At 70.6% G+C, this 13,085-nt stretch carries 13 protein-coding genes; 5 read left to right on the plus strand and 8 right to left on the minus strand.

Annotated features, from left to right (window positions below; all coding sequences use genetic code 11):
- Nucleotide 1: 1 nt before the first annotated feature.
- From ACSQ4M_RS19990 to ACSQ4M_RS20015, 6 genes are all read right to left on the minus strand, one after another.
- The gene (locus ACSQ4M_RS19990) at nt 2-976 is read right to left on the minus strand and encodes a tripartite tricarboxylate transporter substrate binding protein (RefSeq protein WP_436191171.1); all 975 of its coding nucleotides are present in this window, start codon (nt 974-976) and stop codon (nt 2-4) included.
- 21 nt (nt 977-997) lie between these two features.
- The gene (locus ACSQ4M_RS19995; protein WP_436191172.1) at nt 998-1,882 is read right to left on the minus strand and encodes a MaoC/PaaZ C-terminal domain-containing protein; all 885 of its coding nucleotides are present in this window, start codon (nt 1,880-1,882) and stop codon (nt 998-1,000) included.
- A 727-nt stretch (nt 1,883-2,609) separates the two neighbouring features.
- A complete protein-coding gene (locus tag ACSQ4M_RS20000) occupies nt 2,610-3,587 on the minus strand; it encodes a tripartite tricarboxylate transporter substrate binding protein (RefSeq protein WP_436191173.1) in 978 nt (325 codons plus the stop codon).
- Nucleotides 3,588-3,616: 29 nt separating this feature from the next.
- Nucleotides 3,617-3,976, minus strand: coding sequence for a Zn-ribbon domain-containing OB-fold protein (locus ACSQ4M_RS20005; RefSeq protein WP_436191174.1), 360 nt, complete (start codon nt 3,974-3,976; stop codon nt 3,617-3,619).
- 1 nt (nt 3,977) lies between these two features.
- Nucleotides 3,978-5,120, minus strand: a complete 1,143-nt coding sequence (locus ACSQ4M_RS20010; protein ID WP_436191175.1) for a thiolase family protein — start codon at nt 5,118-5,120, stop codon at nt 3,978-3,980.
- Nucleotides 5,117-5,917: an IclR family transcriptional regulator gene (locus tag ACSQ4M_RS20015; protein ID WP_436191176.1), complete on the minus strand. Its 801-nt coding sequence runs from the start codon at nt 5,915-5,917 to the stop codon at nt 5,117-5,119. The genes ACSQ4M_RS20010 and ACSQ4M_RS20015 overlap by 4 nt, the downstream gene beginning before the upstream one ends.
- A 228-nt stretch (nt 5,918-6,145) precedes the next feature.
- On the opposite strand from ACSQ4M_RS20015, the gene ACSQ4M_RS20020 reads away from it, so the two are divergent.
- Genes ACSQ4M_RS20020 through alaS form a run of 3 tightly spaced genes read left to right on the plus strand, consistent with a single transcriptional unit; the run spans nt 6,146 to nt 9,480 of the window.
- Entirely contained in the window at nt 6,146-6,388 is a 243-nt protein-coding gene (locus ACSQ4M_RS20020; protein WP_436191177.1) for a type II toxin-antitoxin system Phd/YefM family antitoxin, read from the plus strand.
- Nucleotides 6,388-6,816, plus strand: coding sequence for a type II toxin-antitoxin system VapC family toxin (locus tag ACSQ4M_RS20025; RefSeq protein ID WP_436191178.1), 429 nt, complete (start codon nt 6,388-6,390; stop codon nt 6,814-6,816). The genes ACSQ4M_RS20020 and ACSQ4M_RS20025 overlap by 1 nt, the downstream gene beginning before the upstream one ends.
- 33 nt (nt 6,817-6,849) lie before the next feature.
- Complete coding sequence (gene alaS, locus ACSQ4M_RS20030) at nt 6,850-9,480, plus strand: alanine--tRNA ligase (protein WP_436191179.1); 2,631 nt, start codon at nt 6,850-6,852, stop codon at nt 9,478-9,480.
- Nucleotides 9,481-9,501: 21 nt separating this feature from the next.
- Here the strand turns inward: alaS and ACSQ4M_RS20035 are convergent, their stop codons facing one another.
- Entirely contained in the window at nt 9,502-10,374 is an 873-nt protein-coding gene (locus tag ACSQ4M_RS20035) for an alpha/beta fold hydrolase (protein WP_436191180.1), read from the minus strand.
- Nucleotides 10,375-10,501: 127 nt separating this feature from the next.
- Between ACSQ4M_RS20035 and ACSQ4M_RS20040 the strand changes: the two genes are divergently transcribed.
- Together ACSQ4M_RS20040 and ACSQ4M_RS20045 are read left to right on the plus strand one after the other, a co-directional pair.
- Complete coding sequence (locus tag ACSQ4M_RS20040; RefSeq protein WP_056668620.1) at nt 10,502-11,026, plus strand: TlpA family protein disulfide reductase; 525 nt, start codon at nt 10,502-10,504, stop codon at nt 11,024-11,026.
- 32 nt (nt 11,027-11,058) lie between these two features.
- Nucleotides 11,059-12,171, plus strand: a complete 1,113-nt coding sequence (locus ACSQ4M_RS20045) for a transglutaminase-like domain-containing protein (protein WP_436191181.1) — start codon at nt 11,059-11,061, stop codon at nt 12,169-12,171.
- Here the strand turns inward: ACSQ4M_RS20045 and ACSQ4M_RS20050 are convergent.
- Entirely contained in the window at nt 12,161-13,069 is a 909-nt protein-coding gene (locus ACSQ4M_RS20050) for a pseudouridine synthase (RefSeq protein WP_436191182.1), read from the minus strand. The two genes, ACSQ4M_RS20045 and ACSQ4M_RS20050, sit on opposite strands and share 11 nt — an antisense overlap.
- Nucleotides 13,070-13,085 lie beyond the last annotated feature (16 nt).

Raw genomic sequence — 13,085 nt, forward strand, 5'->3', positions numbered from 1 at the left:
GTCAATCCATCCTGATGTTGGCGGTCTTGACCACCTTGCCCCACTTCTCGATCTCGCCGCGCAGCATCTGCGCGAACTTCTCGGGCGTGGTGGGCATGGCCTCGGCGCCGGCGTCGTACAGGCGCTGCTTCACATCCGGCTGCGTCATGACCTTCTGCAGATCGGCGCTGATCTTCTGCACGATGTCGTTGGGCGTGCCCTTGGGCGCCAACACGCCGGCCCACGAATACGCCTCGTAGCCCGGCACGCCGGCTTCGGCAATGGTCGGCAGGTCGGGCAGCAGGGCCGAGCGCTGCGCGCTGGCCACGCCCAGCGCGCGCACCTTGCCGGCGCGGATCTGCGGCAGCGCGGTCGGCGCGTCGGCGAACATCAGCTGCACCTGGCCGCCCAGCAGGTCGGTCATGGCCGGTGCGCTGCCCTTGTAGGGGATGTGCTGCAGCTGCACGCCGGCCTGCATGTTGAACAGCTCGCCGGCCAGGTGCGTGCCGCCGCCGTTGCCCGAGGAGCTGAAGGCGATCTTGCCGGGCTCCTTCTTGGCCTGGGCCACGAGTTCGGCCACGTTCTTCGCGGGCAGCGAGGGATGGGCGACCAGGATGATGGGGAACATCGCACCGAAGCTCACGGGAACGAAGTCCTTCTCGATGTCGTACGTGAGGCCGCCGGGCTTGAGCGCGGGCAGCACCGAATGGTGGATCGCGCAGACGAACAGGTTGTAGCCGTCGGCCGGCTGCTTGGCCGCGATCTCCGCGCCCACGATGCCGCCGGCCCCGGCGCGGTTGTCCACGATGCCGGGGTGGCCCCAGAGTTCGCCGAGCTTTTGCGCCATGGCACGGGCGGTCACGTCGACCGGGCCGCCGGCCGGGAAGGGCACGGTGAACTTGACGGGGCGGGTGGGGTAGCCGGATTGGGCAAACGTTGGCAGCGTGGCGAGGGCGGTGGTGGCCAGCACGAGCTGGCGGCGGTTGATCCGGGTCATGGGGGTTACCTCCGTGTGGTGTCAGGTGGCCAGCAGTGCGCGGCCGGCGTCGAGCACGGTCACGCTGCGTTCGACCGCGATGGCGCGGAACGCGACCTCGCCGGGCGCGGCGCCGCGGTACATCTCGAAGCGCAGCGTCTCGCCCGGGTAGACCGGCGAGGAGAAGCGCGCGAACAGGTTCTTGAGTGCCGTCGGCTGGCCGCCGCCCCAGGCTGTGAGCAGCGCGCGGCCGGCGATGCCGTAGGTGCACAGGCCGTGCAGGATGGGCCGCGTGAAGCCGGCGGCTGTGGCCGTGGCCGGGTCCGAATGCAGCGGGTTGCGGTCGGCGCAGAGCCGGTACAGCAGCGCCTGCTGGGGCAGCGTGCGGATCTCCAGCACCTGCTCGGGCGTGCCAGTGGGCGGCTTGGGCGGGGCGGGCGGGGCGCTGTCGGTCTTGCCGCTGCTGGCCGAGAAGCCGCCGTTGCCGCGCGCGAAGGTGGTGTGGCGCACGGTGGCGAGCAACTGGCCTGTGGCGGTGTCGTAAAGGGCCTTGTCGTAGGTCACGGTGGCGCCGCGGCCTTCGCCCTTGTCGACGATGGAGACCACGCGGTGTTCGGCGCGCACGGTGCCGGAGGCCGGCAGCGGTGCGTGCAGCGTGATCTCTTCCTCGCCGTGCACGATCCTCGTGAAATCGATGCCGGTGGCCGGGTCCTGCATCCACGAGCCCGGGAAGCCCAACACCACCGCCATGGTGGGCAGGGCAAGTGGCTGGCCGGCGTTGGTGTCGTTGACGAACTGCAGCTGCAGCGGGTCCATCGGATCGTCGCCCAGGCCCAGCGCGAGCGCGTAGCGCATGCTGTCGTCGGCCGTGTAGCGGTGCTCGATGGACGGGAAGGCCCAGTTCTTGAGGGTGTCGTAGTCGATCATGGTGGTGGTAGGCGTAGATGAAGTGGCACGGCCGAGCGAAGCGATGGCCCGTGCGTGACCCCGCTCCCACCCCTGTGCCCACGCCGAGGAGCGCAGTGGCCTGGGCGGCGCGGGGAACCTCGCGCTTCAATAACTGACTCATTGCACTTGTTCGAGCTGAACGAACGCAGTGAGTGGTGCGAGTTGTGCAATGCGCCCAGGCCGCGAGCACCGCAGGTTGCCCGGAGCGCCAGCGCAGGGACGGGGGCACCGGGGCCGCCTTCTCTTTGGTTACTTTCTCTTGGCGGAGCAAGAGAAAGTGACTGCACTGCCGGGGGCACATCCCGGCCCCTGGTGCTCGTGCGAAAGCAGTCGGTTCTATCGACAACCACGCTTGATCGACGTGAGGAGGTGGGGCTATCCACCCCACACCCGGACTTACTTTTCTTGCTTCGCCAAGAAAAGTAAGCAAAAGAAGGCGACCCCGGTGCCCCTGTCCCTGCGCTGGCGCTCCGGGCAACCTGCGGTGCTCGCGCCATGGGCTGCATTGCGCAACTCGCACCGTTCACTGCGTTCACTACGCTCGGACAAGCGCAATGAGTCAGTTCACGAAGCGCGAGGTTCCCCGCGCAGCCCATGGCGCTGCGCTCCTCGGCAGGGGCACAGGGGAAAGTCACATTCGGGCCATCGCTGCGCTCGGCCTGGGGTTCGGGCCATCGCTGCGCTCGGCCGATTGGGCGGAGTGGACTCATTCGATGGTCGCACCCGACACCTGGACCACCTTCGCCCACTTGTCGATCTCCGCCTGGATGAAGCCCGCGAAGGCTTCTGGCGTGTTCCACGCGGCGGCGAAGCCCTGGGCCTCGAAGCGCTCGCGCACCTCGGGCTGTTCCATGGCCGTGCGCAGCTCGGTGCTGAGCCGGGCGAGCACCTCGCGCGGCGTGCCGGCGGGCGCCAGCAGGCCGTTCCAGGCGATGGCCTCGAAGCCGGGCAGGGTCTCGGCCACGGTGGGCAGCTCGGGCGCGGCCGGCGAGCGCTGGGCGCTGGTCACGGCCAGCGCGCGCAGCTTGCCGCCCTTCACGTGCGGCATGGCCGACAGCATGGTGTCGAACATCAGTTGGGTCTGGCCGCCCATGGTGTCGGTGAGGGCCGGCGCGCTGCCCTTGTAGGGCACGTGGCGGATCTTCGTGCCCGCGGTGGCGTTGAACAACTCGCCCGCCAGATGGGTGGATTGCCCGTTGCCGGACGAGGCGAAGTTGAGCTCGCCGGGCTTGGCCTTGGCCAGCGCGATCAGTTCGGCCATGTTCTTAGCCGGCAGCGCCGGGTTGACCACGACGACGAGCGGCCCGCTCGTGAGCTGCGAGATCGGCGCGAAGTCGCGGCCGAACTGGTAGCTCAGGTTCTTGAACAGCGCCGGGTTGATCGCATGCGCCGTGGTGGCCACCAGCAGCGTGTAGCCGTCGGGCGCGGCGCGCGCCACGGCGGCGGCGCCGGTGTTGCCGCCGGCACCGGGCAGGTTCTCGATGACGAAGGGCTGGCCGGTCTGCATCTGCAGGCGCTGCGCGACCACGCGCGCCACGATGTCGGTGGGGCCGCCCGGCGGGTAGGGCACGACCAGCTTGACGGGCTTGGTGGGGTAGGCACCCTGCGCCAGCGCGGTGCCGGTTGCCAGGCCGGAGGCCAGTGCGCACAGCGCCGCGGCGAGGCGGCGTCGGATCTTCTGCATGCTTGTCTCCATCTTTCTTCTTTGATCGCTCAGGCGGCCGGCGCGAAGCGCAGCAGGCTGCGCCGCTCGTGCGCGAAGGTGCCGGCGCGCACGCGGTCGCCGATGCCGGTGCCCGGCAACGCATGGCCGACCACGCGCGGGCCCTCGGCCAGTTCGACCAGCACCAGCGTGTAGGGCACGAGCGGGCGGAACGCGTCCGACGGCGCGCGGCTGACCACGCTGGCGGCCAGCACGGTGCCCTGGCCGCTGGCCTCGCGCCAGGCCAGGCGCTGGCTGCCGCAGGCGGTGCAGGCCAGGCGCGAGAGGGTCTGCGGCGCGCCGCAGTCCTCGCAGTACTGGTAACGCAGCTGGCCTTGGGCCAGGCCTTCGGTGAAGGGGTGGGTGTTCATGTCATGCCTCCGACAGGATCAGGCTCACGTGGGACGACAGCACGCCGCCGTCGGCGTGCACGAAGGCGCGGCGGGGTGGGCGGGCCAGCTGGCGTTCGCCGGCCTGGCCGCGCATCTGGCGCACGGCCTCGACCGCATGGCCCATGCCGCCGGCCACGCCGCAATGGCCGAACGAGAGCAGGCCGCCGTGCGTGTTGAGCGGCAGCGCGCCGCCGGGTGCGAACGTGCCGTCGCGCACGCGGGCTGCGGCCTGGCCGCGCGGCGCGAAGCCGGTCTCCTCCAGCAGCATGGCCAGCGTGATCGTGAAGGAGTCGTAGATGCCCAGCCAGTCGATGTCGGCGTTCGACAGGCCGGCCTCGGCGAAGGCACGCCCGGCGGCGGCCGAGGCACCCGTGGCCAGCACGTCGTCGATGGCCGAGAGGTGCTGGTGCTGGTGTGCCTGGCCCGCGCCGACGATGGCGACCGGGGTGCCCGGGCCCGGTTCGGCCGACACCACGAGCGCCATGGCGCCGTCCGAGATCGGGCAGCAGTCCAGCAAGCGCAGCGGCGTGGCGATGGGCTTGGACGCGGCCACGTCGGCGGCGCTGATGGGTTCGCGCAGGTGCGCATCAGGGTGGCGCGCGGCGTTGGCACGCATGAGCACGGCGAACTCCGCGAGGTCGTCCTGCGTGGTCCCGGTGGCGTGCATGTAGCGCGAGGCCAGCAGCGCGTAGTAGGCCGGCACCGAGGCGCCGTTGGGCACCTCCATCTCGGCATCGCCGACCTGGGCCAGGGTCTGGATGGCGCTGTCGCGGGCCTGGCCCGAGAGCCGGTTCTCGCCGGCCACCACCAGCACGCGCTGGCAGCGGCCCACGCGCACGAGGTCGCGCGCGAGCATCAGCATGGCCGCGCCGGTGGCGCCGCCCAGCGCCATGCCGTGGCCGTACTGCACGGAAAGGCCGAAGCGCTCGGCGAACAGCGTGGACAGCATCAGGTGCGGCAGCGTGGTGGCGTAGCCGCACAGCAGGCCGTCGATGTCGCTGCGCTGCAGCCGGGCGTCGGCCAGGGCCTGGGTGGCAGCCTGGGCCATCAGTTCAAGCGGGCCCTGGCCCTCCAGGCGGCCGAAGGCGGTGTTGCCGACGCCGGCGATGTAAGCGGTGTTCATGCGGTGGTGTGAAGAAGGTTCTGGCACAGCGCGGCCTCGCGCTGCAGGCCGGCGGCGAGTTCGGCCTCGCGCTCGGCGATGCGTTCGTTGAGCGCGGCGATGCTGAGTGCGGCCACGGGGCGGCCGTCGGCGCCCAGGATGGGCGCGGCGATGCCGCCCATGCGCTCGACCACCACGTCCAGCAGCACGGCGTAGCCGCGCGCGCGTGCCTGGGTGCAGCGGTCCAGCAGCAGCGCGCGGTCGATGCGCGGGTAGCGGCCGTCGCGCGCGAGCTGGGCGGCCACCACGTCGAGCGCGGCCTCCTGCTCGCGCGGCGGCAGCCAGGCCAGCAGCGCGAGGCTGCCCGCGCCCACGCCCAGCAGCCGGCGGCTGCCGACCTCCAGGTAGTTGGCTCGGATTGGGTAGCGGCCCAGTTCCAGGTCCAGGCACAGCGACTCGGTGCCGCTGGGCACGGACAGGATGGCCGTGTCCTCGAACTGGCCTGCGAGGCGCAGCAGGCTGGGCCGGGCGAGCGCGCGCGGGTCGCACTGCGCGAGTGCAACGCTGCCTGCCCGTTGCAGCTCGGGCCCGCCGCGATAGAGCTTGCTGGCCTCGTCGCGGCGCACGAAGCCTTCGCGCGCGAGCATCTCCAGCAGGCGCAGCACGGTGGCCTTGTCCAGCGCGGTGGCCTGGGCGATGTCGGTCAGGCGCAGCGCCTGGCCAGCGGCCAGCGCACGCAGGATGCGGCAGGCCTTGGCGACCGAGGAGGGCGCCTCGATGGTGTCAGGGTGGGCCAGGACGGCCGAATCAGATTTCATTGAACGAAAGTCTGGAAGCGGTTCGCATCCTAAGCTGTCGTTGCTTCGCTGCAGTACAGGGTTTTCTACAGTTTTGCTGGATGAACCTATTTCGAGTCGCCACGGCCTGGCAGGTGGCCAGGCTGTTGCCGGTCAGCTTGGCCGGCCCGTCGGAGAGGCGCGAAGGACCAGGGATACGGCCAGACGCTAAAATCTGGTTGATTCAACCAATTTCCATCGGGGACGCCCATGGCTGCCATCGGACTGTTCGAAGCCAAGACCCACCTGAGCGAGTACGTGGCCCGCGCCGAGGCCGGCGAGGAGGTCATCATCACGCGGCACAACAAGCCGGTGGCCAAGATCGTCGCCTACGTGCAGCAGCACCATGCGCGCGATGCGCGGCAGAGCGCCGTGGCCGCCTTGCTGGCACAGGCGGGCGGGCGCACGCTGGGCCTGGACTGGCGCGCATTGCGCGACGAAGGCCGCCGCTGATGCAGGCATCGACGCACCTCGTGCTGGACACCTCGGTGGCCCTGGGGGCCGTGTTCGCCGACGAGCAGGACGCCTATTCGGTCGGTGTGCTGCAGGCCCTGACGGATCTGAACGCCGTGGTGCCCGTGCTGTGGCACCTGGAGATGGCCAACATCCTCTCGCGCGCGCTGCACAGCGAACGCATTTCGGCCGACGGCATCCGGCAGTGCTGGCAACTTCTGGCCGTGCTGGACCTGCAGACCCTGCCGCTGGAGCCCGATGCCCGCTACTGGACCGAACGCGCCCACGACTGGGACCTGACGTCCTACGATGCCTGCTACCTCGACCTGGCGCGCCAGCAGCGGCTGCCGCTGGCCACCAAGGACAGGCAACTGATGGCCGCCGCGCGGCGCGTCGGCGTCGACATCTTCCAGCCCGCCCAATCCTGATTTCGAGACAAGCTTTTTCAGCTACGTATCCCCATGAACCAGAACACCTCCTTCACCACCGTCGCCGACATCCGCAAGTCCTTTCTGGACTTCTTCGCCTCCAAGGGCCACACCGTCGTCGCGTCCAGCCCGCTGGTGCCGGGCAACGACCCCACGCTGATGTTCACGAACTCCGGCATGGTGCAGTTCAAGGACGTGTTCCTGGGCAGCGACAAGCGCAACTACGTGCGCGCGGCCTCGGTGCAGGCCTGCCTGCGCGCGGGCGGCAAGCACAACGACCTGGAGAACGTGGGCTACACGGCGCGCCACCACACCTTCTTCGAGATGCTGGGCAACTGGAGCTTCGGCGACTACTTCAAGCGCGAGTCGCTCAAGTGGGGCTGGGAGCTGCTGACCCAGGTCTACAAGCTGCCGCCCGAGAAGCTCCTGGCCACCGTCTACATCGACGACGACGAGGCCTACGACATCTGGCACAAGGAGATCGGCCTGCCGGCCGAGCGCATCGTGCGCATCGGCGACAACAAGGGCGGCAAGTACAAGAGCGACAACTTCTGGATGATGGCCGACACCGGCCCCTGCGGCCCCTGCTCGGAGATCTTCTACGACCACGGCGCGCACATCCCCGGCGGCCCCCCGGGCAGCCCCGAGGAAGACGGCGACCGCTTCATCGAGATCTGGAACCACGTGTTCATGCAGTTCGACATGCAGGAAGACGGCAGCCTGGTGAAGCTGCCGGCCCCCTGCGTGGACACCGGCATGGGCCTGGAGCGCCTGGCCGCGATCCTGCAGCACGTGCACAGCAACTACGAGATCGACATCTTCGACCGGCTGATCAAGGCGGCCGCGCAGGCCACCGGCTGCGAAGACCTGGCCAACCCCTCGCTCAAGGTCATCGCCGACCACGTGCGTGCGACGTCCTTCCTGGTCAGCGACGGCGTGATCCCGAGCAACGAAGGCCGCGGCTACGTGCAGCGCCGCATCATCCGCCGCGCCATCCGCCACGGCTACAAGCTGGGCAAGAAGACGCCGTTCTTCCACAAGCTGGTGCCCGAACTCGTGGCGCTGATGGGCGATGCCTACCCCAACCTCAAGGCCTCGGAGCAGCGCATCGTCGACGTGCTCAAGGCCGAGGAAGAGCGCTTCTTCGAGACGCTGGAAAACGGCATGGGGATCCTGGACGCGGCCCTGGCCGACGGCGCCAAGGTGCTGCCGGGCGAGGTGGCGTTCAAGCTGCACGACACCTTCGGCTTCCCGCTGGACCTGTCGAACGACGTGGCGCGCGAGCGCGGCGTGACGGTGGACGAGGCCGGCTTCGCGGCCGCCATGGAGAAGCAGAAGGCCGCGGGCCGCGCGGCCGGCAAGTTCAAGATGGACCGCGCACTGGAATACGCCGGCGCCGGCAACGTCTTCACGGGTTACGAGCAGCTGGCCCAGCCGGCCAAGGTCGTCGCGCTCTACCACGAGGGCACTGCCGTGCAGCAGCTCCAGGAAGGCCAGTCGGGCATCGTGGTGCTGGACACCACGCCCTTCTACGCCGAGAGCGGCGGCCAGGTTGGCGATTGCGGCATCCTCGCGGCCGAGGGCCTGCAGTTCGGCGTGGAGGACACGCTCAAGATCAAGTCCGACGTCTACGGCCACCACGGCGTGCTGACCCAGGGCACGCTCAAGGTGGGCAATGCGGTGGACGCCCAGGTCGACGTGGCGCGGCGCCAGGCCACCATGCGCAACCACAGCGTGACCCACCTCATGCACAAGGCGCTGCGCGAAGTGCTGGGCGACCATGTGCAGCAGAAGGGCTCGCTGGTCGACGCCGACAAGACGCGCTTCGACTTCACGCACAACGCGCCCGTCAGCGACGCGCAGATCACCGAGATCGAGAAGCGCGTGAACGCTGAGATCCTGGCCAACGCCGAGACGCTGGCCCGCGTGATGGACATCGAGGCCGCCAAGGCCACGGGCGCCATGATGCTGTTCGGCGAGAAGTACGGCGACAGCGTGCGCGTGCTGGACATCGGCACCAGCCGCGAGCTGTGCGGCGGCACGCACGTGGGCCGCACGGGCGACATCGGCCTGTTCAAGATCGTCTCCGAGAGCGGCGTCGCGGCTGGCATCCGCCGCGTGGAGGCCATCACGGGCGAGAACGCGCTGGCCTACCTGCAGCAGCTGGAATCCACAGTGCAGCAGGCGGCAGCCAGCCTGAAGGCGCCGGTCGCGGAACTGCAGGCACGCATTGCGCAGACGCTGGAGCAGGTGCGCGCGCTCGACCGCGAGGTGGCCGCGCTCAAGGGCAAGCTGGCGTCCAGCCAGGGTGACGAGTTGGTCGGCCAGGCGGTGGACGTCAAGGGCCTCAAGGTGCTGGCCGCGCGGCTGGACGGTGCCGACGTGAAGACCTTGCGCGACACCATGGACAAGCTCAAGGACAAGCTCAAGACCGGCGCCATCGTGCTGGCCGTGGTCGACGGCGCCAAGGTGCAACTGGCTGCCGGCGTGACGGCCGACAGCGTGGGCAGGCTCAAGGCCGGCGAACTCGTGAACTTCGTGGCCCAGCAGGTCGGCGGCAAGGGCGGCGGCAAGCCGGACCTGGCTATGGCCGGTGGCACCGATGCCAGCGGGCTGGCCAAGGCGCTGGCCTCGGTGCAGGGCTGGGTGGCAGAGCGGGTCTGAACCCGGCGGCCGCGGGCTGCCTCAGAGGGCGGACGCGGCCACCGCCTCGATGGCGCTGACCACCGCGTGCGGCGCGTCCTGCTGGATCTGGTGGCCGCTGCCCGGCACGCGGGCCAGCGTGGCGCCGCTGCGGCGCAGCCAGTCCTGGCGCAGGTCCTCCAGCATGGTGCGCAGGCCTTCGCCCATGTAGACGGGCGTTTCGGTCGAAGCCAGCAGCACCGTGGGCGCCTTCAGCTGCGGCTGCCGTTCCACCTGTTGCAGGCAGTCGGCCTGGGCATCGAACTCCTGGGCCATGGCCGGGCTGAACATGGTCTGGCGTGCCAGCTGCAGCAGCGCTGCTGCAGCGGGCTGCACCTGCTCCAGCGTGGCCTGCAGCTGCGGATGCGTGGGGTCCAACAGCACCAGGCCGGCGACGTCCTGCGGGTACATGCGGGCATAGACGTACTGGTAGAGGCCGCCGAGCGAATGCCCGACCAGCACATAGGGCGGCTGCAGCCCCGCCTGGCGCAGCAGCGCGTGCTGCTCCTCGGCGATGCGGCAGGCGCTGCGGGTGCCCGCGCGCCCGGGGCTGGCGCCATAGCCCGGCCGGTCTGGCACCACGGCCTCGTGCTGCGCCGGCAGTTGGCGCAACACGGCCGCCCAGGTGGCGTGGTCATCGCCCAGGCCGCTCTGGAACACCACCACCGGGCCCTGGGCCTGCGGTGTCGCGTGGTGCCTGAAGCTGATCGGTGCGCCCGCGACCATGGCCACCGCTGGCGCGTCTGCGCGCCCGTCCGGGTCCACGCGCGGCGCAGTGCCTGAGCAGGCCGCCAGCGCCAGACCCAACAGGGCGAGGGTGGTACGGCGCCACGGCAAGAGGCGGTCAGGATTCAGGTTGCGTTGATCGAGCGGCACCGCGGGATTTTCCGTGGTTGATGGTGCGAAATGCGGTCGAATTGACCGAAGATCCCGCCAGCGATCCGCACGGCTGCCTGTACGCCCCGGCCCCGTGTTGCAGTGCGACATGGCTGACAATCGCCGCATGGATCGCCGCACCCTGCTGCGCTCGCTGGCACCGGTGGCGTGGCTGGCGGCCGGCTCTTCCCACGCCCAGCACGCCGTCACGGACTGGCCCGCCGGCCAGGCCTTGCCCGCCATCGAGGCGCTGGACCTGCAGGGCCGGCCGTGGCGGCTGGCTGATCTGCGCGGCCGGGCCGTGTTGCTGAATTTCTGGGCCAGCTGGTGCGAGCCCTGCCGCGCCGAGATGCCCACGCTGCAGGTGCTGGCCGACCTGTACGGCCCCGAGCAACTGGCTGTGCTGGCGCTCAACTTCAAGGAGGCGCCGGCCACGGTCGCGCGCTTCGTGCAGCGCACCGGCCTGCGCCTGCCGGTGCTGCTGGACCGCGATGGCGCGATCGCGCGGGCCTGCGCCGTCAAGGTGTTTCCCTCCACGCTGCTGATCGCGCCGGACGGCCGCGCGCGCCAGCGGCTGCGCGGCGAGCTGGATTGGACCGGTGCCGAGGCCGAGCGCCTGGTGCAGGGCCTGTTCGCCACGCCGGGCCGATAATGCGCGCCCTTCGCCTTCAGGAAAGCACCGCCATGCCGGCCAGCCGCCGCCAGTTCCTCGCCCATTGCACTGCCGCCGCAGCGGCCACCGCCGGCCCCGTTTTCGCCCAGACGCGGGCCGTGCCGGCAGCCCGCCGTTTCGCCCCCCAGCCCCAGGGCTGGCGCAGCTTCGAGGTCACCACGCGCGTGGACCTCGCGCCGTTGCAGGGAGTGACCAAGGTCTGGATCCCGCTGCCCTCGCTCGACACCGGCTGGCAACGCACGCTGACGCACGGCTTTGCGAGCAACGGCCAGGCCCGCATGGCCGAGGATGGCCGCGAAGGTGCGCGCATGCTGGCGGTGGAGTTCGCGCCGGGCCAGGCCCAGCCCTTCGCCGAGGTCACGAGCCGCGTGGCCACGCAGAACCGCGCCGTCGACTGGTCGCGCCGCGCGGGCGCCACCGAATCGGCCGACACGCTGCGTTTCTACACGCGTGCCACGGCGCTGCTGTCCACCGACGGCATCGTGCGCGAGACCGCGCTGAAGGCCACGCAGGGCGCCCGCACCGATGTGCAGAAGGCCCGCGCCATCTACGACTGGGTCGTGGCCAACACCTACCGCGAGCCCAAGGTGCGCGGCTGCGGCGAGGGCGACATCGCGACCTTGCTGGAGACCGGCGACCTGGGCGGCAAGTGCGCCGACCTCAATGCACTGTTCGTGGGCCTGTGCCGCGCCGTCGGCGTGCCGGCGCGCGACGTCTACGGCCTGCGCCTGGCGCCCTCGGCCTTCGGCTACAAGGAGCTCGGCGGCAACCCGGCCAGCCTCAAGGGCGCGCAGCACTGCCGCGCCGAGGTCCACCTGGCCGGCCACGGCTGGGTGGCGATGGACCCGGCCGATGTCGCCAAGGTCATGCGCCTGGAGACGCCCGAGTGGATCAAGACCGTGCAGGACCCCGTGGTCGCGCCGGTCAACCGCGCCCTGTTCGGTGGCTGGGAAGGCAACTGGATGGCCTACAACACCGCACACGACCTGCAGCTGCCGGGCGCGCGCGGCGAGCCGCTGGGCTTCTTCATGTATCCGATGGCCGAGAACGCCCAGGGCCGTTTCGACCCCTACGCGCCGGACGACTTCAAGTACCAGATCACGGCGCGCGAGATCACCAGCTGAGCCGGCGTTCGCTCTCGAAGCGCCGGCGCTGACCCGTCACCGGATCGGTGAACGCGATGCCGCGCGCCAGCAGCTGCAGCGGCTGGCTGTGGTCATCGGCCTCGTCCGGTCCGCGCGTCACCGCGGGGTAGAACGCGTCGCCGCGGATCGGCATGCCCAGCGCCGCCATGTGCACGCGCAGCTGGTGGCGCTGGCCCGTGCGCGGCGCGAGCCGGTAGCGGCCCCAGTTGCCGCACGACTCCGCCAATGCCAGCCGGGTGCTGGCGTTCGGCTCGCCCTCCACCTCGCACTGCCGGAAGAACGGCGTGCCCTGCACGATGCGGCTCTCGCGCGTGCAGGGCAGCGCCAGGCCGGCCCGCAGTGGCGCAATCGCCTCGTAGTCCTTCTCGACCACCCGCTCGCGGAACAGCGCGTGGTAGGCGTCGCGGTCCTGGCGGCGGATGCTGAACAGCACCAGCCCGGCCGTCTCGCGGTCGATGCGGTGCAGCGGCTGCAAATCCACCAGCCCTGTCTCGCGTCGCAGCCGTGCCAGCAAGGTTTCGTGAAGGTAGCGCCCGCCCGGCGTCACGGCCAGGAAGTGCGGCTTGTCGGCCACCAGCAGGTGGTCGTCCAGGGACAGGATGGCGGCCTCGAACGGCACGCGCGGCTCGTCGTGCAGGCTGCGGTAGTACCAGGCCTTGCCGTGGGCGCGGTAGGGCGCGTCGGGCGACAGCGGCCGGCCCTGCGCATCCCAGATGTCGCCACCGCGCAGGCGCGCCTGCCAGTCGTCGCGCGGCACGTGCGGAAAGCGCTCGGTGAAGAAGTCCAGCCAGGTCGCCCAGGGGCCCGCCGGCAGGCCGACGGCGCTGGCCGACACGCCACCGCGCAGGGGCAGGGCAGGCGGGGTGGGGGCGGGCATGGCGCGGAATTGTCGC

It is taken from the genome of Pseudorhodoferax sp. LjRoot39 (assembly GCF_964253035.1).
Taxonomy (GTDB): Bacteria; Pseudomonadota; Gammaproteobacteria; order Burkholderiales; family Burkholderiaceae_C; genus Pseudorhodoferax.

Bases quoted from the DNA above. Each gene is read 5' to 3' on its own strand.
- ACSQ4M_RS19990 (WP_436191171.1), bottom strand. From the start codon at position 976: ATGACCCGGATCAACCGCCGCCAGCTCGTGCTGGCCACCACCGCCCTC.
- ACSQ4M_RS19995 (WP_436191172.1), bottom strand. From the start codon at position 1,882: ATGATCGACTACGACACCCTCAAGAACTGGGCCTTCCCGTCCATCGAG.
- ACSQ4M_RS20000 (WP_436191173.1), bottom strand. From the start codon at position 3,587: ATGCAGAAGATCCGACGCCGCCTCGCCGCGGCGCTGTGCGCACTGGCC.
- ACSQ4M_RS20005 (WP_436191174.1), bottom strand. From the start codon at position 3,976: ATGAACACCCACCCCTTCACCGAAGGCCTGGCCCAAGGCCAGCTGCGT.
- ACSQ4M_RS20010 (WP_436191175.1), bottom strand. From the start codon at position 5,120: ATGAACACCGCTTACATCGCCGGCGTCGGCAACACCGCCTTCGGCCGC.
- ACSQ4M_RS20015 (WP_436191176.1), bottom strand. From the start codon at position 5,917: ATGAAATCTGATTCGGCCGTCCTGGCCCACCCTGACACCATCGAGGCG.
- ACSQ4M_RS20020 (WP_436191177.1), top strand. From the start codon at position 6,146: ATGGCTGCCATCGGACTGTTCGAAGCCAAGACCCACCTGAGCGAGTAC.
- ACSQ4M_RS20025 (WP_436191178.1), top strand. From the start codon at position 6,388: ATGCAGGCATCGACGCACCTCGTGCTGGACACCTCGGTGGCCCTGGGG.
- alaS (WP_436191179.1), top strand. From the start codon at position 6,850: ATGAACCAGAACACCTCCTTCACCACCGTCGCCGACATCCGCAAGTCC.
- ACSQ4M_RS20040 (WP_056668620.1), top strand. From the start codon at position 10,502: ATGGATCGCCGCACCCTGCTGCGCTCGCTGGCACCGGTGGCGTGGCTG.
- ACSQ4M_RS20045 (WP_436191181.1), top strand. From the start codon at position 11,059: ATGCCGGCCAGCCGCCGCCAGTTCCTCGCCCATTGCACTGCCGCCGCA.
- ACSQ4M_RS20050 (WP_436191182.1), bottom strand. From the start codon at position 13,069: ATGCCCGCCCCCACCCCGCCTGCCCTGCCCCTGCGCGGTGGCGTGTCG.